23 protein-coding genes and 3 pseudogenes are annotated in these 25254 nt (G+C 72.4%); 15 read left to right on the forward strand and 11 right to left on the reverse strand.

All coding sequences use genetic code 11. From position 1 onward, the window contains the following. Positions 1-28 precede the first annotated feature (28 nt). Positions 29-958 (forward strand): c-type cytochrome biogenesis protein CcsB, encoded by a 930-nt coding sequence (ccsB, locus tag FB454_RS20330; protein ID WP_030271546.1) that lies wholly within the window; start codon positions 29-31, stop codon positions 956-958. Between the two features lie 14 nt (positions 959-972). Here the strand turns inward: ccsB and FB454_RS20335 are convergent, their stop codons facing one another. Next, a complete protein-coding gene (locus FB454_RS20335; protein WP_123111663.1) occupies positions 973-1515 on the reverse strand; it encodes a hypothetical protein in 543 nt (180 codons plus the stop codon). Between the two features lie 71 nt (positions 1516-1586). Between FB454_RS20335 and FB454_RS20340 the strand changes: the two genes are divergently transcribed. From FB454_RS20340 to FB454_RS20365, 6 genes are all read left to right on the forward strand, one after another. After that, complete coding sequence (locus FB454_RS20340) at positions 1587-2030, forward strand: hypothetical protein (protein WP_030271549.1); 444 nt, start codon at positions 1587-1589, stop codon at positions 2028-2030. Between the two features lie 622 nt (positions 2031-2652). Then, entirely contained in the window at positions 2653-3126 is a 474-nt protein-coding gene (locus FB454_RS20345) for a PH domain-containing protein (RefSeq protein WP_167796919.1), read from the forward strand. A 63-nt stretch (positions 3127-3189) separates the two neighbouring features. Next, the gene (locus FB454_RS20350; protein WP_030271552.1) at positions 3190-4104 is read left to right on the forward strand and encodes a cation diffusion facilitator family transporter; all 915 of its coding nucleotides are present in this window, start codon (positions 3190-3192) and stop codon (positions 4102-4104) included. A 72-nt stretch (positions 4105-4176) separates the two neighbouring features. Then, positions 4177-4764 (forward strand): copper resistance CopC family protein, encoded by a 588-nt coding sequence (locus FB454_RS20355; RefSeq protein ID WP_063778292.1) that lies wholly within the window; start codon positions 4177-4179, stop codon positions 4762-4764. Continuing rightward, complete coding sequence (locus FB454_RS20360; RefSeq protein WP_030271556.1) at positions 4761-6773, forward strand: bifunctional copper resistance protein CopD/cytochrome c oxidase assembly protein; 2013 nt, start codon at positions 4761-4763, stop codon at positions 6771-6773. The genes FB454_RS20355 and FB454_RS20360 overlap by 4 nt, the downstream gene beginning before the upstream one ends. A 98-nt stretch (positions 6774-6871) precedes the next feature. Continuing rightward, positions 6872-7549 carry a DUF1775 domain-containing protein gene (locus FB454_RS20365; RefSeq protein WP_030271559.1) on the forward strand — a complete coding sequence of 226 codons (678 nt, stop codon included), beginning with the start codon at positions 6872-6874 and terminating at the stop codon, positions 7547-7549. A 605-nt stretch (positions 7550-8154) separates the two neighbouring features. Here FB454_RS20365 and FB454_RS20370 read toward each other — a convergent pair. Further along, a complete protein-coding gene (locus FB454_RS20370; RefSeq protein ID WP_030271561.1) occupies positions 8155-8868 on the reverse strand; it encodes a ZIP family metal transporter in 714 nt (237 codons plus the stop codon). Positions 8869-9094: 226 nt separating this feature from the next. Between FB454_RS20370 and FB454_RS34940 the strand changes: the two genes are divergently transcribed. Next, the gene (locus FB454_RS34940; protein ID WP_157551500.1) at positions 9095-9238 is read left to right on the forward strand and encodes a hypothetical protein; all 144 of its coding nucleotides are present in this window, start codon (positions 9095-9097) and stop codon (positions 9236-9238) included. Between the two features lie 295 nt (positions 9239-9533). On the opposite strand, the gene FB454_RS20380 is transcribed toward FB454_RS34940, so the two are convergent. From FB454_RS20380 to FB454_RS35485, 3 genes and pseudogenes are all read right to left on the reverse strand, one after another. Beyond that, positions 9534-9785 (reverse strand): hypothetical protein, encoded by a 252-nt coding sequence (locus tag FB454_RS20380; protein ID WP_225319877.1) that lies wholly within the window; start codon positions 9783-9785, stop codon positions 9534-9536. 325 nt (positions 9786-10110) lie between these two features. Then, positions 10111-10560: pseudogene (locus FB454_RS35480) on the reverse strand (HAD-IC family P-type ATPase); the annotation flags it as partial. A 106-nt stretch (positions 10561-10666) separates the two neighbouring features. After that, a pseudogene (locus FB454_RS35485) lies at positions 10667-11686 on the reverse strand (HAD-IC family P-type ATPase); the annotation flags it as partial. Between the two features lie 488 nt (positions 11687-12174). Here FB454_RS35485 and FB454_RS20390 point away from each other — a divergent pair. From FB454_RS20390 to FB454_RS20400, 3 genes and pseudogenes are all read left to right on the forward strand, one after another. Continuing rightward, positions 12175-12843: a thioredoxin-like domain-containing protein gene (locus FB454_RS20390; protein ID WP_082171189.1), complete on the forward strand. Its 669-nt coding sequence runs from the start codon at positions 12175-12177 to the stop codon at positions 12841-12843. 9 nt (positions 12844-12852) lie between these two features. Beyond that, positions 12853-13539 carry a DUF305 domain-containing protein gene (locus FB454_RS20395; protein ID WP_047890780.1) on the forward strand — a complete coding sequence of 229 codons (687 nt, stop codon included), beginning with the start codon at positions 12853-12855 and terminating at the stop codon, positions 13537-13539. 338 nt (positions 13540-13877) lie between these two features. Then, positions 13878-14443, forward strand: a pseudogene (locus FB454_RS20400) (class F sortase). 43 nt (positions 14444-14486) lie between these two features. Here FB454_RS20400 and FB454_RS20405 read toward each other — a convergent pair. Then, complete coding sequence (locus FB454_RS20405) at positions 14487-15290, reverse strand: cytochrome c biogenesis CcdA family protein (RefSeq protein ID WP_030271575.1); 804 nt, start codon at positions 15288-15290, stop codon at positions 14487-14489. Between the two features lie 493 nt (positions 15291-15783). On the opposite strand from FB454_RS20405, the gene FB454_RS20410 reads away from it, so the two are divergent. From FB454_RS20410 to FB454_RS20420, 3 genes are all read left to right on the forward strand, one after another. Beyond that, positions 15784-18129 carry a heavy metal translocating P-type ATPase gene (locus FB454_RS20410; protein WP_052166178.1) on the forward strand — a complete coding sequence of 782 codons (2346 nt, stop codon included), beginning with the start codon at positions 15784-15786 and terminating at the stop codon, positions 18127-18129. A gap of 477 nt (positions 18130-18606) precedes the next feature. Further along, positions 18607-19284 (forward strand): C39 family peptidase, encoded by a 678-nt coding sequence (locus tag FB454_RS20415; protein ID WP_047890781.1) that lies wholly within the window; start codon positions 18607-18609, stop codon positions 19282-19284. A 471-nt stretch (positions 19285-19755) separates the two neighbouring features. After that, positions 19756-21018: a L,D-transpeptidase gene (locus FB454_RS20420; protein ID WP_030271581.1), complete on the forward strand. Its 1263-nt coding sequence runs from the start codon at positions 19756-19758 to the stop codon at positions 21016-21018. Between the two features lie 173 nt (positions 21019-21191). On the opposite strand, the gene FB454_RS20425 is transcribed toward FB454_RS20420, so the two are convergent. Beyond that, positions 21192-21935, reverse strand: a complete 744-nt coding sequence (locus tag FB454_RS20425) for a class F sortase (protein ID WP_082171190.1) — start codon at positions 21933-21935, stop codon at positions 21192-21194. 89 nt (positions 21936-22024) lie between these two features. On the opposite strand from FB454_RS20425, the gene FB454_RS20430 reads away from it, so the two are divergent. Then, positions 22025-22234: a hypothetical protein gene (locus tag FB454_RS20430; protein WP_052166179.1), complete on the forward strand. Its 210-nt coding sequence runs from the start codon at positions 22025-22027 to the stop codon at positions 22232-22234. A 770-nt stretch (positions 22235-23004) separates the two neighbouring features. Here the strand turns inward: FB454_RS20430 and FB454_RS20435 are convergent. The 4 genes from FB454_RS20435 to FB454_RS20450 form a co-directional block, all read right to left on the reverse strand. Continuing rightward, positions 23005-23640: a copper resistance CopC family protein gene (locus FB454_RS20435; RefSeq protein WP_135241033.1), complete on the reverse strand. Its 636-nt coding sequence runs from the start codon at positions 23638-23640 to the stop codon at positions 23005-23007. A gap of 104 nt (positions 23641-23744) precedes the next feature. Beyond that, positions 23745-24095 carry a DUF3703 domain-containing protein gene (locus tag FB454_RS20440; protein WP_198039662.1) on the reverse strand — a complete coding sequence of 117 codons (351 nt, stop codon included), beginning with the start codon at positions 24093-24095 and terminating at the stop codon, positions 23745-23747. Then, complete coding sequence (locus tag FB454_RS20445; RefSeq protein ID WP_030271586.1) at positions 24095-24820, reverse strand: cation efflux transmembrane domain-containing protein; 726 nt, start codon at positions 24818-24820, stop codon at positions 24095-24097. The genes FB454_RS20440 and FB454_RS20445 overlap by 1 nt, the downstream gene beginning before the upstream one ends. Further along, on the reverse strand, positions 24820-25155 hold the full coding sequence (locus tag FB454_RS20450; RefSeq protein WP_030271588.1) for an ArsR/SmtB family transcription factor: 336 nt from the start codon (positions 25153-25155) through the stop codon (positions 24820-24822). Before FB454_RS20450 ends, FB454_RS20445 begins: the two co-directional genes overlap by 1 nt. Positions 25156-25254: the final 99 nt, after the last annotated feature.

Genomic DNA, 25254 nt, shown 5'->3' on the forward strand with positions numbered 1-25254 from the left:
AGCGGGTTGACTCATTCGTGGAGAGTCGATGGCTGCTCTATCTGACAATCTGTTCACTCTTGCTCTCCTCGGCCACCTCACGGCCGTGATCGCCTTTGCCGCGGCCCAGGTGGCACCGCGGCGGGTTGCCGTACCGGTTCCTGCGACGGTGCCTGCGGCTGCCGTCCCGACGATGGCTGCCGTGTCGCGCCGGGTTGCCATCGGGCGCGTCGTCGGCCTGGGCGCGGTCGGGGCGGCCGCGGCGGCGCAGGCCGGCAGCCTGGTCGCCCGGGCGGCCGCGGCGGGGCGCGTGCCGTGGGGAAACATGTACGAGTTCATCGTGGCGGTGACCCTGGTCGGGGTGCTCGCCTGGCTGGTCCTGGCGGTCCGGCGCCCCGCGTTGCGGCCACTGGGCCTGTACGTCGCGGTGTGCGCGTTGGTGCTGCTCGCCGCGGCGGGCCTGCACGTGTACACGCCGGCGGGTCCGCTGGTACCGGCGTTGCAGTCGGTGTGGCTGGCGGTGCACGTCAGCGCCGCCGCAATCGCGTCCGGGTTGTTCCTGATCGGGTTCGTCGCTGCCGTGGCCCTGCTGCTACGGGCGCGTTATGAGCGACGGGGCACGCCGAGATCGGGGGATCTGCGTGACACCTTGGCGGCGCGGCTGCCCGCGATGGCGGTGTGGCGGCGGCTGTCGTTCCGGATGCACGGGGCGGGCTTCCTGGTGTGGACCTTCGCGGTGATGGCCGGAGCGGTGTGGGCGGAGGCGGCGTGGGGCCGCTTCTGGGGCTGGGACCCGAAGGAGACGTGGGCGTTCATCTCCTGGGTGGTGTATGCGGCCTACCTGCACGCGAACGCGACCGCGAGTGTGCGGGCCACCACCGCGGCGTGGGTGGCGGTGGTGGGCTGGGCGACGATGATGTTCAACCTGTTCGCGGTGAACCTGGTGATCTCTGGTCTGCACTCCTACGCGGGGGCCTGAGCCGTGGTCAGCCGCTACTTGACGGGGTTTGCGCCGCGGCCCGCGGCGGTTGTCGCACCTGCGTGCGGCGCGGAGCTCTCCTCGTCGTGCGGCGCGGCGGCGGCCGAGAGCAGCCGGGCGAACAGCTGGGCGGTGCGGGCGCCGGTCATGCCGGTGCCCGTGAACCGGTGGGTCACCCCGTTGACGTGTTCGATCGTGACGGTGATGCCGCCGTTGGCCTGCTCACTGCGGGCCGCGCTGATGTCCCGTACGTGGATGGCGGAGCCGGGGTGGCGCTCGGCGCGCCAGAGCAGCACTGCGGCGACGGCTGCACCGATGCCGCCGGCGATGATCAGGCCGACTGTCGCGGCGGTGGCCCACAGGCCGACGGCCGGGCCGATCGCGTGGCCGACACCGATGGAGATGGCAGCGAGGCCGAGGCCGAGCATCACCGCTCCGGCGGACCAGTGCAGCAGCCTCCGCCAGCGGGTGGCGGCGGGGGTGATCCACACCGTGGTGTCGTCGGAGCGGAGGCTGGCGGTCTCGCCGGAGTCGAGCGCAACGGGGAACACCTTCACGCCGCTACCGTACGTCACGCAGAGAGAGGGCGGACAACATGCCTGGCTTCCCGAGCGGCTATCGTCGGGGCGTGTCGCCCTGGCTTCGTCCCCGCTGGCTCGTTGGCCACGTGCTCGTCGGTGTGGTCGCGGTGGTGTTCCTGCGGCTGGGCTGGTGGCAGTGGCAACACGCGCGGCAGGGCAACACCCTCAGCTACGGGTACGCGTTGCAGTGGCCGCTTTTTGCCGCCTTCGGGGTCTTCTTCTGGGTCAAGGTGGTGCGCGAGCGGTTGAGCCACGCCGACGTCCGACGGCAGGGGGGCAGGCCGCAGGCAGCGGTGCCGTCGCTGGGTCACAGCTGGCGCTTCGAGCGCAGCGACCCGGACGGCGCGGCGCCGGCGCGGATGACGCCCGCCGCTGTGACGCAGACCGACGCCCAGGATCCGCAGGTGGCCGCCTACGAGGACATGCTGCGGTGGCTCAACGACGACCCCCGCCGGCACGTCTCGGACTACCCGGGCTTCCAGGACCGCTAGACCTCGACACCTCGAACGCGCCGCTGCCGGCACGGTCCCGTCGCACCGGCGTCGATGACGGCTGCCGGCTCAGGCAAATGCCGCCAGCGGTCTCCGCGGCGCCGAGCCTGCTGACAGATGTCCGCATCGACACCGTGCCGCCACCACCGCGCCGCTGCGCAGACAACCACCTGCGGCCGCGCCTGTGCGAAGGTCGTCACTCCAGTGCCGTGAGGCGTCCCGCCGGCGGCTCCCGCCACGCTGCTCTCCGGCTGCCCGCGGACGCGGCCGCGCCCGATAGGCAGCTCCTGGCGTCGGGCCTCGCCTCGACGACCATGCGTGGTTCTGCCGGCCGCTGCTCGTCGAAGTCACGCCTCGACCGTCGGTCGCGGCCCACGCGTGGGCGTCCTCGACCGGTGGCGGACGAGCGCCGCTGCGGTGTGCTTCCGCCCGGCCCGCCTTGCCAGCCGACCGGCATGGCTAGCGACGGCCCGTGCGGCCGAACACCCGACGTTGACCACGAGGACCAGGAGGGTCTGTGAACATGAGTACGCCGGCGACAGCCGGGCACGACGATCCGGCGGCCGGGGACGTGACGGTGCGGCCGAGGCGGATACGGCAGATCAGCCTGGGCGCCGCAGCGGTGATCCTGGCGATCAACGTGTACGCGGGGCTCACCTTGAGTGGAACCACCTCCAACGGGGGAAAACTGTTTCCCGCCGACCGGTGGGCAGTCATCGGGGTCGGGGTGTTATTCACCGGGCTGACCCTGCTGCCGTGGCGGCTGCGGGTGCAGGCCGACGTCGAGCGGGTGCGGGTGCGCAACCTGCTCGGTGATGTCACCGTGCCGTGGCAGGTGGTGGAGCGGGTTCGGTTCGACCGCAAGGCGGTGTGGGCGTCGCTGGATCTGGTCAACGGCGACGTGGTGCCGCTGCTGAGCGTGCAGGTGATCGACCACGCGGACGCCGTCGCTGCCGTCAGACGTCTGCGAACCCTGCTCGCCGCCGCCCGGGCCATGGATGCGGACGGGGCCGGTTCCGTGGCGCCACCCGCCGAGGGCGGGCCCGCCGTTGAAGGGGCGGCCCCTGCTGCGGGGGATCGATCCACCTCCAGTTGAGTTGCACTTATTGCAATGTGAGCATATGTTGGCTCGGTCGGTCGACAGGAGGGGCAGCCGGGCATGGGCGAGGGACACGACCACGGGCAGCAGATCATGCGCGCCGGTGAGAAGCACCGGGGCCGGTTGTGGGCGGCGTTCGCCCTGCTGGTCGCTTTCATGCTGGTCGAGGCGGTCGCGGCGTGGTTGACCGGTTCGCTGGCGCTGCTGTCGGATGCCGGGCACATGTTCACCGACGTGCTCGGCATCGGCATGGCGCTGGCGGCGATCACCGCAGCCAGCAAGGCCTCTCACGACGGGCAGCGCACATTCGGGTTGTATCGGATGGAGGTCCTCGCCGCGCTGGCCAACGCGGTGCTGCTGTTCGGCGTCGCCATCTACGTGCTGGTGGAAGCGGTGCGCCGCTTCTCCGCGCCGCACGAGGTGCTGGCCGGGCCGATGCTGGTCGTCGCGGTGGCCGGCCTGGTGGCCAACATCGCGGCATTCTTCCTGCTGCGTTCAGGCTCGGAGGAGAGCCTGAACGTGCGCGGCGCCTACCTTGAGGTGCTCGGCGACCTGTTCACCTCGGTCGGCGTCATCGTCGCCGCTGGAATCATCGCCCTGACCGACTGGTGGTACGCCGACCCGATCATCGCGGTGGCGGTGGGCCTGTTCATCCTGCCCCGCACCTACAAGCTGGGCCGGGCCGCGGTGCGGGTGCTGGTGCAGGCCGCCCCGCCGCACCTGGACGTCGCGCAGGTCCGCGACGCCCTGGCCGCGGTCGACGGCGTCGCCGACGTGCACGACCTGCACGTCTGGACCCTGACCTCGGGGATGGAGGTCGCGTCGGCGCATCTGATCCTCGCTCGCGACAGTGACCTGGCGGGGGTCCTGGCCGCGTCCCGGCAGGTGTTGCACGATCGGTTCTCCATCGAGCACGCGACCCTGCAGGCCGAGCCGCAGGGCGCCGACGGCGTCTGCGACGCAAGCGGTTGGTGATGGTTTGTGGGGAACTTTCCGCTGCCTCTGCGCGACTATCTGAGGAATGACCCGCTAGCTGGGAGTCCGGCCTTGACCCGCACGTACCGTTTCGTCCTGCCCGTCCGTGTTGCTGCTGCCCTCTGCGTGGCCACCGCCCTGCTCGTGCCGGCCACGCCGGCGTGGGCACACAACGCCCTGCGCGACTCGACGCCGGCCGCCAACGCCCGTCTGGCCGCCGCCCCGCAACAGATCGAGCTGATCTTCGTCGAACGGCTCGATCCGCGGTTCACGACCATCGCGGTCACCGCCCCGGGTGACGTTGCCGCCGTCGCCGGCAAGCCGGCCGTGTCGGGTACCCGCGCCACCCAGCCGCTCAAGTCTGACCTGCCCGCCGGCAGGTACACGGTGGCGTACCGGGTGGTGTCCGTCGACGGGCATCCGGTGCAGAGCTCCTACACGTTCACCGTCACCGCGTCGGCGTCCCCGCTCGCGGCATCCGCACCGCCGGCGTCGGCCCTCACCACACCGCCGTCGGTGCCGGCGACCACTGCCGCTTCCTCGGCCGCCGCCGCTGATGGCGCCCCGAGCATGGGGGTCGGGCTGGTGGCGGTGCTGCTCGCGCTCGTGGCGGCCGGGGCGGGTCTGCTGCTGTGGCGCAAGCGGGCGGCCCGGCGATGAGCATGCAGAGCGTCGTGCGGCGTCCGGTGCTGGTGCCCGTCGGCACTGTCCTCGTCGCGGCCGCGGTCGGAGCGGCGCTGTTGTGGTGGGGTGGCGGCGCGGTACCCCAGACGGTGCCGGGCCTGCCGGACCCGGGCCCGACCACCGCGTGGATCCTGCCGGCCGCCCGGTTGGGCATGCAGGTCGGTGCGGTCATCACCGTCGGGCTGCTGCTGGCCGTGGTGATGCTGTCGCCCCGCGACGACGAAGGTCGCCTGTCGGCCCTGGGCTACCGCCGCCTGCGCGCTGCGGCATTCAGTGCTGCCGCCTGGGCGGCGGCGTCCGCGGTGGCGGTCTGCTACACCCTGGTCGACCTGTTCGGGCTGCCCGCCGCCCAGGTGTTGTCCGTGCGGGCGGTGCTGCACTTCGCCCTCAGCGTGGCGCTCGGGCAGGCGCTGGCCCTCAGCGGCGTCCTCGCGTTGCTCGTGGCGCTGATCGCCGCCAGGAGCCTGCGTCCGGGCGGTGCCCTGGCGGCGTTGTGTATCGCGGTGGCGGCGACGATCCCGCCGGTGTTCACCGGGCACGCCGCCGGTTCCGGCAACCACCAGATCGCGGTGTCCGGGCAGCTGCTACACGTCATCCCGGTCACCCTGTGGGCGGGGGGTCTGTTCGCCCTGGCCGTCACCGCCCGCGGGTCGACCGCCGACCTGGCCGTCGCGGTGCGCCGGTTCTCGCCGCTCGCGCTGGCCTGCCTGGTCGTCGTCGGCGCCTCCGGCCTGGTGTCCGCCGCCACCCGCCTGTCCGCCCCGGCGGAGTTGCTGACCACCCGTTACGGGCAACTGCTGCTGGTCAAGATCGCGGCGCTCGCCGCGGTCGGGGTGGCCGGGCTGCTGCACCGCCGCCGTTCGATGCCCGCCCTGTGCGCGGGGCGGCGGCGTCCGTTCCTGCGGGTGGCGGTGGTGGAGACGCTGCTGTTCGCCGCCACCCTCGGCGCCGCCGTGGCGCTGTCGCGTACCCCCGCACCGCTCGGTGAGGTGGAGGAGGACTCGACGGCGGCCCTGCTCGGTTTCCCCATGCCGCCACCGTTGAGCATCGAGACCGTGGCGAGGCTGTGGCTGCCCGACCCGCTGATCATCGCCGCCGCGGTGGCCGCCGCCGGGCTGTACCTGGCCGGGGTGTGGCGACTGCGCCGCCGCGGTGACACGTGGCCGCCCGCCCGCACCGCGCTGTGGCTGGCCGGCTGCGCGGTGATCGTCATCGCCACGTCCAGCGGCCTGGCCCGTTACGGACCGGTGTTGTTCGCCGTGCACATGGTGCAGCACCTGCTGCTGATGATGGTCGCCCCGATCCTGCTGGTGCTCGCCGGGCCGGTCACCCTCGCCCTGCGCGCGCTGCCCCCGTCGACCGACCCCCGGTGGCCCGGCCCCCGTGAGTGGCTGCAGACCGCCCTGCACTCCCGGGTCTCCCGCGCGCTGACCCATCCAGTGGTCGCGCTGGCCCTGTACGTCGTGAGCCTGTACGTGCTCTACTTCACCGGCCTGTACGAGCTGGCGGTCCGTTCCCACGCCGCGCACCTGGCCATGATCGGCCACTTCCTCGGCGTCGGGTACCTGTTCTTCTGGACCGTGATCGGCATCGACCCCGCCCCCCGGCGGGTGCCACACCCGCTGAAGGCGATCCTGGTGCTGATCAGCATGGTGCTGCACGCCTTCCTCGGTGTGGCGCTCATGCAGTCGGGCGGCGTTCTCGCCGCCGACTGGTGGACCGCCCTCGCCCGTCCCTGGGGGCCCACTCCACTTCAGGACCAGCGCAACGCCGGCGGGGTCGCCTGGTCCTTCGGGGAACTGCCCACGGTCATCGTGCTCGGCGCCCTGATGCTGCAGTGGATCCGCGCCGACGAGCGGGAAGCCCGCCGCCGTGACCGCGCGGCCGACCGCGCCGAAGCGGAGGGCCGCGAGGACGACGAACTGGCCGCCTACAACCGCATGCTCGCCGGACTCGCCGAACGAGACCGGCAGGTTCCCCGGTGAACCGCCGCCCGCCGAATGCCGGTGCCGGGAACCGGCAGCGGGCGATCAACGACTACCTGTCGACGACGGCACACGAACGAGGCAGAAAGTTGGTTCGGATGAGACACCGATGGGCGATCGTCGCACTGGCCGTCACGGCCGCCACCGTCACGGCGGCCAGCCCCGCGTGGGCCCACACCGACGCGAAGCTGACGCCGGCGCGCGCGGGCGCCGCCAACGCCGTGCTGTCCGTCGACGCCGAGGCCGAGTCCCGCACCGCCGGCACCACCTCGGTGCAGGTCTACCTGCCCGAGGGCATCGCCGCGTCAGACATCACCCTGCTCAAGGCCCCGCCCGGCTGGAAACTGTCCACCACCACGCCGAACAGCTACACCGTCGCCGGACCGGCCGTCCCGGTCGGGCAGGACGCCGAACACCAGGTACGCGTGCGGCAGCTGCCCAACACTGCGCAGGTGTCGTTCAAGATCCTGCAGAAGTACAGCGACGGACGTATCGACCGGTGGATCGAGGTGCCCAGCTCCGCCAACCCGGAGCCGGCCAACCCCGCCCCGACCGTGAAACTCGCCGCCGCCCCGACCCCCAGCCCGACCGGCTCCGCCGTCGAGGCGAGCAGCCCGAGCGTCGCACCTGCCACCGACGCCCCGATCACCGATGGACCTGCCGCGAGCACTCAGCAGGACGCCGGTAACGGCGGGGTGTGGCTGGTCGTCGGGATCGTCCTGGCGCTGCTGGCCGCCGCCGGCATCGTGGTGTCGTTGCGGCGACACCGGCCCTGAGTGCGGCGACCTGGTCGGGCTCGGGCGCTGATGCCCTTCGTGGACACTTCCACCGATAGGATCCGTCCCGTGCCGGTGCGGTGGCGGGACCCGGTCAGTCGACGCGATGGCCTGCGTCTGCGCGAGCTGCTCTGCTTCCTCGTCGCCGCGGTCGTCGCGATGATCGCGGCCCACGGGACGCTCGACGTGGCCGCGGCGAGTGTCACTCACCCGTCCCCGTCCTCGACGGCCCTGCACGCCCAGCCCTGCCCGGACGAGCGGCCCGGCCACGTCACGCGCGCCTGCCCGGCGGAATCGCCCCGCACACTTCCCGTCGCCGAGCCTGCCAGCCCCACCCTGAGGTGCCCGCCCGTGCGGCCCTCAGGCGACCTACCGCATGTAGACCAGCGGCGCGTTTCTGCAACTGCTCGGCGGCGGTGTTCTTGAGCACGACTGAGCGGTGATTCTCGGCGGCTCTGATCCCGTGGCGATGACACCAGCAGCTACGTGCGCACTGGGACAGCTGCGGCTGAGCAGCGCCGGGGACAGCCGCTCACCACGGCACCGGGCATAGACAAGCCCGCCAGTGCCACTGGCGCTGGTGACCTGGCGCTTGCCAGTACGCGCTACAACCCGGCGAGGGTGTACAGCCCGAGGAACCCGACGAAGAACAGGGCGGCCGTCCACGGGGTCTCGGGGTGTTCGTGAGCCTCCACCAGAAGCTCTTCGGTGACCAGGTACAGCAGGGCAGCAGCACCGAAGGCCAGCACAGCGGCCAGGACCCCACGGCTGGCGCCGCCGAGCAGTGCCGCACCGCCGATCGCTCCTGCAGCGGTCGCCAGACCGAGCGCACTCGGAATCATGGCGGCCCGCACCCGGCCCGCACCTCGCTTGGCCAGTGCGGCGCTCACCGACAGGCCGAGGAACAGGACCTCCAGGGTGAGTGCGATCGTGAGGATGACGCCCTGGCTCTTTCCGAGGGTGACGCCCAAGCCGACGAGCAGGCCGTCTACGAGCAGGTCGACACCGACCGCGGCCAGCAGCCCGGCGGGGACACCGATGGGGCGGGTGGCCTCCACCCGGCGGGAGTAGGCCCCCAGAGCCAACAGCAGAACCACGCCGGCGGTGAACGCGCCCACCACGATCAGCAGGTGGCCTTCTCGGCGCAACTCCGGCAGCAGCTCGCCAGCGAGCGCGGCGAACACCACTCCGGCGGCGAAGTGCTGGATTCCGCTGGAGACCGCCGGGCCGGGAGTCCTCAACGTAGCGATCACCGCGCCTGTCACGGTGGCCACGACGGGAAAGGCCACCAGGATCGCTGCCGTGCCGACTACGTTCACAGGCGTCCTCTCCTGTCCTCGACCCAGAGCGCGAGGCGCCGTCAGGGCACCCTGGTGTTCGTGCCCGGCGATTGGTCGGCCAAACCAGCGCGGCTCGGTCCCACCGACTTTGAGCAGCTTCGGGAGGCGCGCTCGATGACGCGGCGGTCGTGATCGCTGCCGTCGTGGTGTCTGCGAGCATGGACTGTTCCGTAGCTGGTGGTCTGGAACAGGTGGAGGTGGGGGCATGGCGACGGATCTGGTCGGCGCCCTCGCCGGGGCGTCGTTGGCCGCGTTCGCGCTGGCCTGGATGTCGGCGGTGGCCGGCCCCGGCGGCGGTGTGCTGCTGCTGCCCGTGTTCACCGCGCTGTTCGGACTGCGGTGGCACTGACTCCCGCGACCCTGCTGGGCGCCTGGGTGGGCAAGAAGACCGTGGGGCGGATCAGCGACCGACTGTTCGTCGCCGTCGTGGGGGTTGGTCTGATCGCCGCCGGCGTGCTGTTTCTGGCCGGCTTCTGACGTCACCCGAGCCGGCTACTCCTCATCCGCGTCTCAGGTGAGGTGTTGCCGGACGCGGCGGGGCGGGGTGAACGCGTAGAGGTCGAGCACGCCGGGTGGGTCGGCCAGGCCGGGGCCGCCGGCGCGGATCCAGGCGGCGATGTCGTCGCTCGCGTCGGTGTCGTTGATCAGGCCGAGCCAGCCCGGTCGCCCGCCGGCGCGGCGGCCGGCGGGGAGGGCTGTACGACGATGACGTTGGCGTGCGCGCAGGTGTCGAGGCAGTCGCTGACCCGTACCACAGCGACGTCGGCGACTGCCGCTTGCAGCTGGGCCAGTTGCCCGGCGTGGTCGAACCCGGCGGAGGTGCCGCAGCAGCAGCCCTGGCAGACCGTGACGGTGCAACCGGCCGTCGCGCCGCCGTCCCGGCCGCGGCGGCTCACGGCGCCCCTTCGGTCTGGGCGCGTCGCCATGCGGAGGAGGCGAGTAGGCGTAGGCCGTTGAGGCCGACGATGACGGTGGAGCCTTCGTGCCCGGCGACACCCAGGGGGAGGGGTAGGTTGCCGAACAGGTCCCAGCAGACCAGCACGGTGATGAAGGGTGCCGGCGATGATCAGGTTCGCCGTGACGAGGCGGCGGGCGCGCCGGGACAGGGCGGTCGCGCTGGGCAGGGTGGCCAGGTCGTCGCGGACGAGGACGGCGTCGGCGCTGGAGGGCAAGGTCGGAGCCGCCGCGGCCCATGGCGACGCCGAGATTGGCGGCGGCGAGGGCGGGTGCGTCGTTGACGCCGTCGCCGACGAGCAGCACCCGCCGGCCGCTGGCCTGTACGGCGCGCACCTGGTCGACCTTGTCCTGCGGCAGCAGCCCGGCGTGCACGTCGGTGATCCCGGCCTCCGCCGCCAGGTGCCCGGCGGCGCCGGCGTTGTCACCGGTGAGCAGCATTGGCCTGGCCCCGGTGAGGCGGGTCAGCGCGATGACGGCGTCGGAGCGGATCCGGTCGGCCAGGGCAAGCACCCCGACGGGCGTCCCGTCGACGATCACCACCATGGCGGTGTGGCCGGTGGCCTGCGCGTCGGCGGCCACGGCCCGGGCCTGGGCCACGGCCATGGGCGTGAGCTCGTCGAGCAGGACCGGCCTGCCCACGGCCACCTGCCGGCCGTTGACCACCGCGCGTACGCCCCGGCCGGGCACGGACGTGAAGTCGGCCGCCGCCGGCACCGGCAGCCCGTGGTCCTGCGCCGCCGCGAGGACCGCGGCACCGACGGGGTGTTCGCCTGGCGTGCTCGGCCCCGGCGGCAAGCCGCAACACCTCCTCCGGGCGGGCGTCGCCGATGGGGTGGATGTCGACGACGCGGGGATGGCCTTCGGTGAGGGTGCCGGTCTTGTCGAACGCCACCCGCTCGGGGTCGGCGAGGTGTTCCATCACCACGGCGGACTTGACCAGGACGCCGTGGCGGCCGGCGAGGGCGATCGCGGACAGTAGCGGCGGCATCGTGGCGAGGACCACGGCGCACGGCGATGCCACGATCATGAACGTCATCGACCGCAACAGCGTCGAGCGCAGGTCGGCGCCGAAGAGCAGGGGTACGGCGAACAGCGCCAGGGTGGCGACGACCACCGCGATCGAGTACCGCTGTTCGACCTTCTCGATGAACAGCTGCGTCTTGGCCTTGGTCGCCGACGCCTGCTCCACCAGGGCGACGATGCGGGCGATCACGGACTCGCCCGCTTCACGGTGCACGCGTACGACGAGCGTGCCGGTGCCGTTGAGGGTGCCGGCGAACACCTCGTCGCCGACCGACTTGCCCGCAGGCAGCGGCTCCCCTGTGATGGTGGCCTGGTCCACCTCGCTGATGCCGTCGACGACGACCGCGTCGGCGCCGATGCGCACACCCGGGCGGACCCGCACATGGTCACCGAAGCGCAGCTCGACCGTGTCCACCACTGTCTCGCCGCCGTCGGGGTCCACCCGCGTCGCCTGCTCGGGCTGTGGATCCGGGTCGGGGCCGCCGTGGCCGTCCTCGCCGCCGGCGGCGCGGCCCTGTACGCCTGGCAGCGCCGACGCAGGGCCTGAAGGGCAGACCATCCCGTCATGCAGTCGGAACGGCAGGGCAGCGGCGGGGCGGATAGGATCTCCGCGATGAGACGCTGGCAGATGACCACGGCGCAGCGAGGCGACGGACGCCTCAGCCGCGTCGTCTGCCTGCTCCTGGTTGTCCTCGTGGCGCTGATCGCCGCCCACCCGGTCACCGGCGCCAGCGCGGCGCGCAGGCACACCCAACCGCTGGCCGGTGTCAGCGTGGCTCACCACGGCCAGGACTGTCCCCAGGACCGCCCCAGCCATGCTGAGCAGGCCTGCCCCACCCAGTCGTCGAGCACTACCCCGGTCACGGCCTCACTCATCCGGCCGTTGACTCTGACGAGCCGGCGACTGCCTCCGTTGCCCGCCGAGCGGATCCATCAGGATGACCCGGGGACCCATCTGTGTCCTCGCCTGACACAGTTGGCGGTGTCCCGCACGTAAGAGCCACTCCGCGTGGCATGGCTTCGGCGGCGCAGGCAGCCTGCCTCGCCGCCGCGAGCGGGAACCGGGTATCGCCATGGCTGTCGTGGCGGGCGACCGCCCCGGACAGGCACTGCCCGCGCTGGCCGGGTGTGCTTCCGGCCCCCGCATCCCCTGCCCGCGTCGCGTTCCTGAGCGGGTTAGGGCGATGGGTACGCGTCAGCCACCTGCTGCTCACCGGCTCCATTCGACTGGAGCCGTCCAGGAACATCGGCATGTCTTCCGCCCATCGGGCGCATCCCCCACTCCCACTAGTGAGAGGCATCGTGATGAGAGCTTCCAAGTCCTCTGCCCGTACCCGACCGGCGAAGGCCGTCGCGGTGCGCCCCGGCCGGCCGTGGGGCGTCATCGCCGTCGTCACGGCGGTGAGCGTGCTCGGCGTGGCGATCATCGGCTACGCCGCGGTCGCCACGTGGCAGGGCACCCGGCCCTGGGCGCAGCGTCTGACCGGCCTGTCCGGCGTGACGGATTACGCGTCGAAGAAGCCGGCGTGGCTGGCTAGTGAGCACAAGAGCGGCCCGCTGACCTACGAGGTGACCCCGTCGGTGGGTGGCAGCCACAACAGCGCGTGGCAGAACTGCACCGGCGACGTTTACGACGCGCCGATCGCCGCCGAGCACGCCACCCACAGCATGGAACACGGCGCGGTGTGGATCACCTACCGGTCCGACCTGCCCGCCGACGAGGTGCAGCGCCTGGCCGGGCGGGTCCGCGGCGTCGACTACATGCTGCTCAGCCCGCACGACAACCTCGACGCGCCGATCTCGCTACAGGCGTGGGGCTACCGCCTCACCGTCCCCTCCGCCGACGACGAGCGGATCGACGAGTTCATCCGCGCGGCCCGGGTCAACGCCGGACCCGAGCAGGGCGCGACGTGCTCGGGTGGGATCACCGCCACCGGCACGACGCCCCGTGACCTTGCCCCTCAGGGCCAGTAGGGGCCAGCCATGGACAACGCGCAAACACCCCCGCAACCCCAGCCGGACCCGCCGGCGAGTCGCCGCTGGTGGCCGCTCGTGGCCGCGGCCCTCGTCGTCTTCGCCGTCGGTGTCGCCGTGGGACTGCTCGTTCCGGCCGTGCGGGCACCCGGCGACACGTCCGCCGACGCCGGCTTCGCCCGGGACATGGCAACCCACCACGCCCAGGCCGTGGAGATGTCGATGATCGTGCACGCCCGTACCGACGATCCCGAGGTCGCCACCCTCGCCATGGACATCGCACTCACCCAACAGGCGCAGATCGGCATCATGCGGACCTGGCTGACCCAGTGGGGCCTGCCACCGACCGGCAGCCAACCGGCCATGGCCTGGATGAACGACATGAACGGCATGGACCACGGCGGTGCAGACGCGACCGGCGCCGCACCCATGCCGGGCATGGCGACCAAGGCCGAGATCACCCAGCTGCGCGAGACCACCGGCCGGAACCTGGACATCAGGTTCGCCGAGCTGATGATCCGCCACCACCGCGGCGGACTCGCCATGGTCGAGGCGATCCTGGCCGCAGAGCCCCGCCCGGAAGTCCGCGACCTGGCGGCGCGGATGCGCGCCGGCCAGCAGGCCGAGATCACCGCTTTGCAGAAGCTGCTGGACCGGCTGCACTCCACCGCCTCCACCGATGCGTCCACCAACTGACGCGTCGCTCGGCCCCGCCGCCCAGGCCGCCGGCGGGTACGCGCCTCGCCTCCGCCCGCACCCTGGCCACCTGGCTCGGTCCCGCATCAAAGTGGGCCATGGCTGGCGGGGCGTTGGCTGTCCTGCTGGCCGCCGGATACCGCCGGCGCGCGGCACTGATCCGTGCGCGAAACGCCCGCTTGGGCGGCATGGTGATGAACCGCTGACCGCCGGCCCGCCTCGGCGTGGTCGACGTACCGTCAGGACGTGGCCGGCGGTCCGACCGATTCCAACGGCGGAGTCCTGGTCAGCGTGCCCGGCCGCCGCGACGGGTTGGCGCGCAGGGGGAGGGAGCGGGTATGGCCAGCGCGCGGGTGCGGACGGCGCCTGGGCGCCGCGTCGAGCGGGCCCGGCGACCGCACGTTGCGCTGGCCGTCGTGCTGATCCTTGCCGGGGTGTTCGCTACCGGCGCCGGGCTCGGCAGCAACGGCAGCGGCAGCGGCCTGTTGGGCTGGTTGCCTTTCGTCGGTCAGCGGGGCAGCGCGGAGGCGTTGGGTCCGAGCCGGCCGGTGCGGATCAGCATTGACGCGATCAAGGTGAACGCGGCGGTGGGGCCGGTCGGCGTGGCGGCCGACGGGTCCATCGCCGTGCCCCCGCTGTAACGGGCCGACGACACCGGCTGGGCGACCTGCGTAAGGGCTCCCGCGTCGAGATCACTCGGGCTCACCGTTCGGTCGCGGTGTTCGCGGTCACCTCGGTCGAACGGTTCGACAAGAACCGCCTGCCCGCAGACCGGGTCTACGGCGGCGACGGCGGGCCCGGGCTCCGCCTGATCACCTGCGGCGGCGCGTGGATCGGCGGAAGCGTCGGCTACGCCGACAACACCATCGCCTTCGCCTCGCTGGTCGGCTCGCGCCAGCGCTGACCGAGCGGGGTCCCCGGGACCGGCCCGCCGTGGTGTGGCCCGGTCAGATGCTGATCTGGCCCGGCCCGACCGTGGCCCGTAGCCAGATCATCAGGTCGGTCCACGCTCCGGTGAGCAGCGCGAGCCCGATCGCGACGAGCAGCGCACCGCCGAGGCGGGTGACCCACCGGTGGTGGCGGCGCACGAAGCGGGTGAGGGTCAGCGTGCGCCGCAACCCGAGGCCGACGAGCAGGAACGGCAGGCCCAGGCCGGTGCAGTAGGCCAGGGCGAGGACGGTGGCCCTACCGGTGGTGGATTCCACCGCCGCCAGGCCCAGCACTGCGCCGAGGGTGGGGGACACGCACGGCGTCCAGGACAGGCCGAACGTCGCGCCGAGCACGGGTGCGCTGGCGATCCCGGCGGACGGGAGCCGGGTGGCGCGGACCTGCCGTTGCAGCAGCGGGAACGCCCCGAGGTAGCCAGCGCCGAGGAGCACGGTCAGCGTCCCGGCGGCGATCTCGATGGTGCGCGCGTTGGTCACCAGGGCGCGGCCGGCGGCGTTGAACGCCACGGCCACGGTGACGAACACGACGGCGAACCCGGCGATGAACCCGAGCGTGCCGGCCACGACCCGCGCCCGCGCCCGCCGCCGGGTCGCCACGGCGACAGCGCCGGCCGCCGGGGGCGGGGTGGGCTGCGCCGCGGCGTCGAGGTCGGTACCGGCTAGGCCGGTGACGTAGGACAGGTAGCCCGGCACCAATGGCAGGACGCAGGGGGATAGGAAACTCACCAGTCCCGCCGCGGCGGCGACGGCCATCGCGGCCAGGAGGGGCCCGGTCGCGGCGATGGCCGCGAACTGCTCGCCCATGTCAGCCGGCTCCGGCCGACGTGCGCGCCACGGAGTCCGGTTCCACCAGTCGCGGCATGTGTCCTCCCTCAGGTCGCGCTGGCTGCGCAACGGTCATCGTCTCACGCCGCTACTACCTTTCGTAGTATGGGGTGTGCCGTCCGCGCACTGGGACGGCTTGCCCCGCAGGGGACGCCGACCGGCCCGCCGCGCGGGTCGGCTGTTGCGGCGCGCCCGGACGCGGCCGGTGTCGCGCGCCCGTGGCCGTCAGATGCACAGCACCCTCCGTCGTGGTGGCGGCCGCGCAGGTCGTGGCGGCGATCCTGGATTCCTCCCTTCGCCGCAACCGGAGGATCTAGCCTGAATAACAGTCTTCTGGTCGGACGGCAGTGATCGATGAGCCTGTCCCCGCCGCACCCCCTGAGCCCGCCGCGCTGCTCGACCTTCCGCTGACCACGGTCGCGGTGGCGCTGCCAGTCGACCACCGCTCGGTGGCAAAGGTGAGGGAGGCGCGGTGGCAGGTGCCGGCGGCCGGGCGGCCGGCTCGGAGAGCACCCTGGAAGTCCAGCTTTCAGCGGTGCTGCCGGCCGCGCAGGACGAGCGGGATCAGTGCGTGCAGCGGCTGCGGGAGCGGCTGTCCGGGACACGGGGGCTGCGCGACGCGCACGTGCACGACCGCGACGGGCAGGCAGTGGTGTGCGTGCACTACGACCCCGTCGTGCTGCCGCTGGACCGGCTGCGTCGGGTGGTGTCTCAGACCGGCGCGCAGGTCAGCGACCGCTACCGGCATGCGTGGCTCCGGGTGACCGGGATGGACTGCGGTGACTGCTCTGCGAGCATCGAGCACGTCCTCACCCGCCAGAACGGGGTGCTGGCCGCCTCGGTTAGTTACGCCGCGGAGCGGCTGCGGGTGGAGTTCGACAGCGACGTCGTGTCGTTGGACGACCTGGTCCGTCTGGTGCGCGCCATGGGCTACGGCGTGGAGGTCCCGCGCCGGCGAGGGTGGGTGCGCACCCGCGCGGAGCTGCTGTTGGCGCTGGCCGCCGGCGTACTGCTCGCGATGGGCTTCGCCGGTGAGACGTTCCTCGACTGGCCCGCCACGGTTGTCGTGGTCGCGTACGGGCTGGCCTATCTGACCGGCGGATTCACCGCGGCACGGCACGCGGCGGCCGCCGCGGTGCGGCTACGGCTGCAGATCGACGCGCTGATGGTCGTCGCGGCCGTCGGCGCTGCGGTCGTCGGGGCCTGGGCCGAGGGCGCGCTGCTGCTGTTCCTGTTCAGCCTCGGCCACGCGCTCGAGCACCGGGCGATGGGCCGGGCCCGCCACGCGATCGAGGCACTCGGGACGATCACCCCGCACACCGCCAGGGTTCGCCGCGAGGGCACTGAGACCGAACTCGACGTGCGGGAGGTGCTGCGCGGCGACGTGGTCATCGTCCGGCCCGGCGAACGCGTACCGGTCGACGGCAGCGTGCGGGGCGGGCGGTCGACGGTCGACCAGAGCCCGATCACCGGCGAGAGCACTCCGGTCGACAAGGCGCCCGGCGCTGCGGTGTTCGCCGGCACGGTCAACCACGACGGCGTCCTGGAGGTCGAGGTGACCCGGCTGGCCGGGGAGTCCACCCTGGCCCGGGTGGTCACCATGGTGCAGGAGGCCCAGACCCAGAAGTCCCCCACCCAACGGCTCACCGAGCGCTTCACCGCGGTGTTCGTACCCGCCGTGCTGCTGCTGGCCGCGGCGGTCATCGCGGTGCCGCCGCTGCTGGGCTGGCTGACCTGGCAGGTGGCGTTCCTGCGCGGCATGGCGGTCCTGGTGGCCGCGTCGCCGTGCGCGCTGGCCATCGGCACGCCGGCGGCCGTGCTGTCGGGGATCGCTCGCGCCGCCCGAACGGGTGTGCTGGTCAAGGGCGGCGTGCACCTGGAGAACCTGGGCCGGGTCGACGCGATGGCCTTCGACAAGACCGGAACGCTCACCAGCGGGCACCCCGTTGTCACCGATGTCCGCCCCGCCGCCGGCGTCGACCCCGCGGCCCTGCTCAGCACGGCCGCCACCGTGGAGAGCCGGTCCACCCACCCCCTGGCCCGGGCTGTCGTGGCGGCGGCGCAGGGCCTGCCACTGGGCCGGGCAGGCGAGGTCACCATCGCCGCCGGGAAAGGGATCACGGCGGCCGTGGACGGCCGGCAGGTCCGGGTCGGCCGCCCCGGGTATGTCCTCCCGTCGGACCCGCCTGACGAGATCCGCGGTGCGGTCGCCGAACTGGAGGCCGCCGGCAGGACGGTCATCGCCGTCGACGCCGACGGGCACCTCCTCGGCGTGCTCGGGCTGGCGGACCAGCCCCGAGACGGCGCCAAACCCATGCTGCAGCAGCTACGGCGTCTCGGTGTCACGTCGCTGGTCCTGCTCACCGGCGACAACCCTCACGTCGCCGCGGATGTCGCCCGCAGCCTGAGCCTCACCGACTACCGTGCCGGGTTGCTGCCGGAAGACAAGGTCGACGCCATCGCCGGCCTGACCCGCCAGCATCGTGTGGTGGCCATGGTCGGCGACGGCGTCAACGACGCTCCCGCGCTTGCCCGCTCCACCATCGGCATCGCCATGGGCACCGCAGGAACGGACATCGCCCTCGAAACCGCCGATGTCGCCCTCATGGCCGACGACCTGAGCAAACTTCCCGCCGCCGTGGGGCTCGGCCGACGCTCCCGGCGGGTCATCCGCCAGAACCTCGCCGTCGCCCTGTGCGTCATCGCGGTCCTGCTACCCGCCGCCGTCCTTGGGATCGCCGGTATCGGCGCCGCCATCGTGGTCCACGAAGGCAGCACCCTGGCCGTTGTCGCCAACGCGCTGCGGCTGTTGCGATGAGATCAGGGCACTGACAGCACGAGAGTCGGTCGCGGTGACGGCGGACAGGGTTTGCCTGAAGCCCGGCCGGCCCGGACCCCGCAGCGAGCCCGTCAGGCCTATGGGTCACACCACGAGCCTCACCGTCTCGTAGCGCCGCATGTAATCGCCGTCGCCTACCTCTACGGCGACTCCCGGACGGCCCACTGGCACTCTCCTCCGGGCGCCTGATCCCGACATCAAGGACGTACCGAGCCGGAGACCTCAGGGGTGCCGGGACCCGTCGCCCGCGAACATCCGGACCTGCCCACCTGTCCCGGTGTCCGGTTTCGTCCGGTTACCGGGATCCCGGGCGGGCCGGCCCGCCCGGAATGCCGGCCGGGCGGCCGTGGTTATGACTCCCGTACGCCCGAGCACCCCCGCCCGGGCGTATCTCTTTGGGCGGCCCGCACCCCGATCTGCTGGCCGTCCTTTCCCCCAGGTGAAAGGTGAGCATCAATGACTACTGTTACTCGTTGGCTCCCGGCCATCACTCAGACTTCGGTTGTTCGTAAGGCCGCGCTCGGTGTCGCCGGGCTCGCGTTCGCCGGTGGCGCGATCGCCGGTCCCGCGACCGTGGCGCACGCCGCGCCGGTGTCGGCCGGCAAGCCGGCCACCGTGGCGCAGGAGCGTGACGGCGGCAAGGAGCTGGACTTCACGTACAAGTTCCAGGAGACCTACTTCTACTGCGCGCCGGCGGCGACCAAGATGGCGCTGTCCGCGCTCGGTAAGGACCTGAGCCAGGACGAGCTGGCCAAGAAGCTGGCCACCACCGAGGCGGGCACCAACTCCGCCATCGAGACCACCCGGGTGCTCAAGGAGGTCACCGGTAAGGACTACCGCACCGTCGAGATCCCCGGCCAGAAGGCCAGCAAGGCCGAGACCGACCGGCTGCGCAACGACGTCGTGCGCAACATCGACGGCAAGCGGCCGATGGTGGCCAACATCAAGGGCACCTCGGTCGACACCGACGGCCACGCTCACTCCTACGAGGGTGGGCACTACATCGCCGTGGTCGGCTACCGCGACGGCGGGAACACCGTGAAGATCGGTGACTCCTGGTCCGACGAGGGCCAGTACTGGATCAGCACCGACAAGCTGGCCAACTGGATCGCCTCCCGCGGCTACTCCGCCTGACCTGAGCGTGAACAACGATGGGGCCGGCCCGACAAGGGCCAGCCCCATCGTCGTATCCACCACCTCAGGTCTGCCGAAAGGAGACCAGGGTGCCGATGTTGGCGCGGGGCGGGCGCGCCATGTGCGGGGACCTACCGCAACGGCCCGGGCCGCGGTCTGACACGCGGTCACGCCGCGCGGACCGCCAGAGGGGTGCGCGGAGACCGGGATCTCGAAGTCGGGCCCGACGGCACCACCCGCAACGAGTTGCCGACCCGCCTGCAACGGCGCAGCGTCCCGCCGGAATGGAACCCGCGCCCCATCCGCGACGGCTGACCCGGAAAGGCGCAGATCTGCGCGACCCACCCACCGCCTGCCATTCGGCCGGAAATGCCTCCCGTAACTGGTTCCCGAATCAGCCGAAATTGCGCTCACATCGGTGCGGCGCGGCGAGAATGTGGCGAAGGGAAGCCATGAACGGGGGGACGCAGTATGCAGTTGAGGCGGCGATTGACGCTGATGGCCGCGACCATCGTGGCCACGCCACTGGTCCTGGCGGGGTGCACCGCCGACCGCACGCCCGGCGCACGACCCGCGGACGGGCGGGCGCCGGAGTTGACCGTGACACCCGCCGACCAGACGCGGGATCTGCCCATCACCGTCGAGGTGGGTACCGCCGTCAAGGGCGGGCGGATCACGGCTGTGCGGATCACCGACGACAGGGGGATACAGGTCAAGGTGGAGCCGCGTGAGGACGGGTCGGCGTGGGTGCCGAGCGCCCCGTTGCAGCCGATGCGCACCTACACCGCCGAGGTCGCCGCCACCGGCGACGCCGGGAAGAGCACTACCCGGAAAACCACCTTCACCACGATGCCGAAATCGTCAAAACCGGCGGTCACCAGCACGTTGTATTTCGCCGGAAACCAGACGTACGGCACGGCGATGCCGGTAACCGTCGCGTTCGACCCGCCCATTGCCAAAGAGGCCAGACCGGATGTGCAGCGCCGGTTGTTCGTGAAGACGGATCCGCCGCAGCCGGGGGCCTGGTCGTGGCTGGAGGACGGCAGTCAGGTCTATTACCGGGCGCCCGATTTCTGGCGGCCCGGCACAACGATCAGCGTCCGGGCCGGGCTGCAGGGCCTGCCGATCGGCAAGGACCGGATCGGCGATGCGGACCGGACCGCCACCTCCAAGATCGGCCGGCAGGTGGCGTTGGATGTCGACAACGCCACCAAGAAGATGTCGGTCTACCAGGACGGGAAGCTGATCCGCAAGATCCCGGTCAGCCTCGGCAAGCCGAGCACGCCGACCTCCAGCGGCAAAATGGTGATCATGGAGAAGCACCAGCAGACGACGTTCGACACCCGCGGCGAGCCGAACGGCGGCTACGTGGTCGACGTCGAGGACGCCCAGCGGCTCACCTGGGGCGGCGAGTTCATCCACGGGGCGCCGTGGTCGGAGGGCGACCAGGGCTACACCAACGTCTCGCACGGTTGCACCAACGTCTCAGCGGCCGCCGCGGACTGGCTGATGGGCATCACCCAGGTCGGTGACCTGGTCACGTTCAAGGGCACCGAGGTGCAGCTGCAGCCGGGCAACGGGTGGACGGCCTGGAACGTCAGCTGGGACGACTTCGTCAAGGGCAGCGCCCTGCCCGTACCGGCCGGGCTCCAGCCGGCGCAGGTCAGCCCGGCCAACCCGGGCGCCGTAGCCGGCGGATCACCCGCACCGGCGCCGTCCCTCTCCGGCGGCTGATCCGGGCCTACAGGACCGGTCCGCCACCCGGTGGGCCGGTCCTTTGCCGTACCCGCGGCGCGCGATCCAGCGGTACCGGGCCACGCCCGCAGCGACCACTCCGCCTGCCATGAGCGTTCGAAACGATGGAACTGGGCCGACGGGTGCGGTCCACCTTGGTATCCGCCATCACCTCAGGCCTGCCGCGACGAGACCAGGGTGGCGAAGACGATGACATTGTCGGTGTAGCTGCGTTTCTGCTCGTCGAAGGTCCCGCCGCAGGTGATCACCCGCAGGCTCGCCGTGTCCGACGGGCCGTACACCAGATCGGTGGGGAAGGCGTCCTTAGGATACGACTTCACCCCGTCGACCCGGAAGGTCACCTCGGTCCGGTCAACCCGGACCACCTGGATCATGTCGCCGGGCAGGAGCTCACCGAGGCGGAAGAACACTGCCGGACCGATCTTCGCCGAGTCGACGTGACCCATGATGACGGCGTTGCCGACCTCTCCGGGACTGGCGCCCAACTTGTACCAACCGGCATCCATCGCCTGCTCCAGCGGCGGCACCTGCACGGTGCCGTCCCCGTTGACGCCGAGGGCGAGGATGTCCGCCCGCACGCCGACGCGGTCGATGGTGATGCGGGTCGGCGCCGATCGGGCCAGGCCTCTGTGCTCCGCCGCGGCGCTTGGCTCGGATGAGGCATGGGGCGCATGCGGCGTGATGGTCGCGGGCGCGACGGCCGGCGGTGGCTGGGGAGGTGGGGATGAGGCGGAGGATCCCCTCAGTGCGGCACCGACTATGCCCGCGCCGGTCAACGCTGCCACCCCTGCCAGCGCCAGCGCGATTGTCGCCGCGACCCGCTGCGCCGACCTGCGCCGCGTGCCGTACACCCTGCCGGCGGATGCCGTGCCACCCGCTGCTGCCTCGCCACCCATACCCGCACGCTAGATGGTGCAAACGAGAACTATTGGTGGAAAACGGGCTCACGCACCGATGGGGGACGCCGGTCAGGTGGCGGCGGACGGTGACGGTGACGGTGGTCTGGTCGACGTCGCTGGCGCGCGCGGTGACCTTCAGCGTCCACTCACCCGCGGCGGGGAAGCGAACCTCGGCGCTGGCGTGGTGGGGTTCCGGCGTGTCGACCGGCACCGTGATCGGCTCGACGCCGGCGGCGGGCAGAGCGAGGCTGATGGCCCATTCCGCGACGGGCAGGGCCCTGGCCTGCGGGGTGTAGACGTAGATGTGCAGGCTGTTGGCCACATCCGCCCGCCGGGGTAGACATCGAACCACAGCATGTAGAGGCCGGTGGTGAGGGTCTGCGCGACGCTGTTGCGCGCAACCCGGGCGGCGTCGGTGCCGGCGACCCGTCCTGGTGAGGTCGTCTGCACCAGCACCGCGGTGAGCGCGAGGACCACCGCCGTGGCCGCGAGTTCGAGCCAGCGGCCCCGGCGAGCCGGCGGGGGCGGGTCGCCGCGGCGCGGCGGCGCACCCTCCGCCGCTGCCCGGCGGCGACAGCGAGGACCCCGGCCAGCCGTGCGGCCTTGCCGCAAAGCGGCCGCCCGTACGCGGTGTCGAGCAGCGCCGAGGGCGGCCCAGTTCGAGCGCGGCCTGGGCGACGCCGGCGGCGACGAGCCAGCAGACCGCGAGGGTCGCCCACCGTGACCAGGCCGGCAGGATCCGCGCGAGAACCCGCTCGTGGGTGCGGCGCGGCAGGAACACGGCCAGGGTGAACAGACTGCCAAGCCAGATGGTCACCCCGGCGAGATGGGCGGTGCCCACCGCGACGCTCACCGGCCGCAGGGGCGAGGCCACCGGGTGGCCCGCCAAGGGCCAGGTGGCCAGCGCGGCCAGTCCCACCAGCGCCAGCCCGGCGGTGTGCCAGCGGCCCGCGGCGCCGCGCAGGACGGCCGGTAGCAGCGTCGCCGCGGCGCCGAGCAGCGCCAGCCGCGCGGCGAGCACCGCCCCGACCACCGCTGGCGCCGACCGCCTCCAGGTCCCCGACCGTCAGCTCGCCGATCCTCGCCCCGACCATGTCCGCGGCCTGTCCCACCCAGGTGCCGGCCGGGGCCGCGGCGACCAGCCCCTGGTGAACGCCATGACGGTCGCCCCGCGGCGGGACAGCCGCCGGGGCCACATCGTGGCCACCAGCAACACCGGTCCGACCGCCAGGACCAGGCCCAGGTAGCTGGCGTACTTGGCCGCCGGCACGAGCACCCGCCCGGGCCGGTCGGCGCCGCCGGCACCCTGCGGCGCTGTCGCCGATGGCGCTCCTGCCGAGTAGGCGAAGCTGCCCGCGATCGGGTGGCTGTCGGCGGAGGCCACCCGGTAGCTCACCAGGTAGGTGCCCAGCGGCTTGTCCGGCACCCGCACCGGGATCCGCATCGTCGCGCCGTCGAGCACCGGCTCACCGTTGTTGATCATCTTGCCGTCCGGGCCGAGGACCTGCACGCGCCCGGCGACCGGAAACCCCGGTTCGCTGAAGGCCAGCACCACCTCCCGCGGCGCGTACCCGATGACCTCGTCGCGCACGGGCGACGTGGCGACCAGGGCGGCATGCGCGGCGCAGGGACTGGCTGGCGCCAGCGGCACGGCGAGAACGGCCAACATCAACCCGCGCCGGATCGCGGTTCGTGTACGCACGCCAGATGGTTCGGACGCCACTACCAGAAGGACCCGGCCGCCGTCCTCCCGTCCAGCTCGCCGTGGCCGCGGCCCGGCGACCCGCGCAGGCGCCGCGGACCGGCCTACCGGCTGCCGGCCAGCAGCACGGCGAGTTCCTCCGGCACGGGCATCGGCTGGGTCAGCGGCACCCGCGCCCGGCCGGTGTTCCCCTGCGGGTAGCGGCCGGTAGCTGAGCCCGGGCCCGCAACCGCCAGGCGGATTACCTGCCCTACCGCCTCGATGACGTCGCGCTCGCGCAGGGCGCGCCGCAGCATGACGGCGTGCACGACGGTGTGTGGCCAGGGCCACGGCTGGGACAGGATGTGGGCCCGCTCGGCCGCCCGCCACGCCGCCGCAGGGTCGGACGTGTGGCGGGCGGTGGCGAGTTCGGCGTCGAAGACCGCGCGGACGGTCGCCGGCATCTTCTGGAACATCACGCGGCGTCTGACGGGCAGCAGGTACAACCAGGCCGGCATCCGCACCCATCCGTGTCGGGGCCGGCGGCTGATGGGGTGGTCAGGGGCACGGTGCAGCAGGCGTCGCCGCGCCACGCCTCGCGGCCTTCCTTGACGGCGACGGCGGCGATGACCAGTGCGGCGATCGGGTCGGCCCAGGACCAGCCGAACAGGCTGTTGAGGCCGAGGCCCACCAGCAGGACCGCGGATAGGTAGGTGCACAGCAGGGTCTGCTTGGAGTCGGCGACCGCCGAGCGGGAGCCGAGTTCCCGACCGGCGCGGCGCTGCGCGTACGACAGACCCGGCATGACCGCCAGCGACACCACGGCGAGGACGATGCCGACCGGGGAGTGCTCGGCGTCGGCGCCGCCGAGCAGGGCACGGGCCGACTCGACGGTGACGTAGGCGGCCAGGGCGAAGAACGACACGGCGATGATCCGCAGCGCGGTCTTCTCCCGCGCCTCGGGGTCGCGGCCGGCGAACTGCCACGCGACCGCCGCCGCCGACGACACCTCGATGATCGAGTCGAGACCGAAGCCGACCAGGGCGGTCGACGAGGCGATCGTGCCGGCGCTGATCGCCACGACCGCCTCGATCAGGTTGTAGGTGATGGTCGCGGCGACCAGCAGCCTGACCCGCCGGGCGAGCACGGCCCGCCGGGCCGGGGACGGCTCGGCCGGCGCCTGGATCAACGGCAGGCTCATCAGCAGCACCCCTTGTCGTCGGTGTCTGGGCACGCCGCGGGGTCCACCGCCAGGACCAGGCCGAGCAGGTCACCCAGGGCGTGCGCCAGCCGCGCGTCGGCCAGTTCGTATCGGGTGCGCCGGCCCTGCGGCACCGTCACCACCAGGCCGCACCCTCGCAGACAGGTGAGATGGTTCGACAGGTTTTGCCGGGTCGTGCCCAGCAGCTCGGCCAGCTCCGCCGGATAGCCGGGCCCGTCGCGCAGCGCCAGCAGCAGCCGAGCCCGGGTCGGATCCGACAGGGCGTGGCCGAACCGGGCCAGCACCTGCCCGTACGTCAATGTCTCCACGGGCACGACAGTACACTCTTCGCTGTACTAACCGGTGAACGGCCCCCTGGGTAGTCATGTGGGCCGTTCCCAGGAAGCTGACAGCAAGTCGGTACAGCGCCCCCC

This window comes from Micromonospora sp. CNZ297, assembly GCF_007827625.1.

What these genes read in the sequence shown, in the direction of transcription:
- FB454_RS20445 (WP_030271586.1), bottom strand. Translation starts at nt 24,820, where the DNA reads ATGAGCCTGCCGTTGATCCAGGCGCCGGCCGAGCCGTCCCCGGCCCGG.
- ccsB (WP_030271546.1), top strand. Translation starts at nt 29, where the DNA reads ATGGCTGCTCTATCTGACAATCTGTTCACTCTTGCTCTCCTCGGCCAC.
- FB454_RS20365 (WP_030271559.1), top strand. Translation starts at nt 6,872, where the DNA reads ATGAGACACCGATGGGCGATCGTCGCACTGGCCGTCACGGCCGCCACC.
- FB454_RS20440 (WP_198039662.1), bottom strand. Translation starts at nt 24,095, where the DNA reads ATGTTCCAGAAGATGCCGGCGACCGTCCGCGCGGTCTTCGACGCCGAA.
- FB454_RS20360 (WP_030271556.1), top strand. Translation starts at nt 4,761, where the DNA reads ATGAGCATGCAGAGCGTCGTGCGGCGTCCGGTGCTGGTGCCCGTCGGC.
- FB454_RS20425 (WP_082171190.1), bottom strand. Translation starts at nt 21,935, where the DNA reads ATGGGTGGCGAGGCAGCAGCGGGTGGCACGGCATCCGCCGGCAGGGTG.
- FB454_RS20420 (WP_030271581.1), top strand. Translation starts at nt 19,756, where the DNA reads ATGCAGTTGAGGCGGCGATTGACGCTGATGGCCGCGACCATCGTGGCC.
- FB454_RS20395 (WP_047890780.1), top strand. Translation starts at nt 12,853, where the DNA reads ATGGACAACGCGCAAACACCCCCGCAACCCCAGCCGGACCCGCCGGCG.
- FB454_RS20390 (WP_082171189.1), top strand. Translation starts at nt 12,175, where the DNA reads ATGAGAGCTTCCAAGTCCTCTGCCCGTACCCGACCGGCGAAGGCCGTC.
- FB454_RS20415 (WP_047890781.1), top strand. Translation starts at nt 18,607, where the DNA reads ATGACTACTGTTACTCGTTGGCTCCCGGCCATCACTCAGACTTCGGTT.
- FB454_RS34940 (WP_157551500.1), top strand. Translation starts at nt 9,095, where the DNA reads ATGGCGACGGATCTGGTCGGCGCCCTCGCCGGGGCGTCGTTGGCCGCG.
- FB454_RS20405 (WP_030271575.1), bottom strand. Translation starts at nt 15,290, where the DNA reads ATGGGCGAGCAGTTCGCGGCCATCGCCGCGACCGGGCCCCTCCTGGCC.
- FB454_RS20350 (WP_030271552.1), top strand. Translation starts at nt 3,190, where the DNA reads ATGGGCGAGGGACACGACCACGGGCAGCAGATCATGCGCGCCGGTGAG.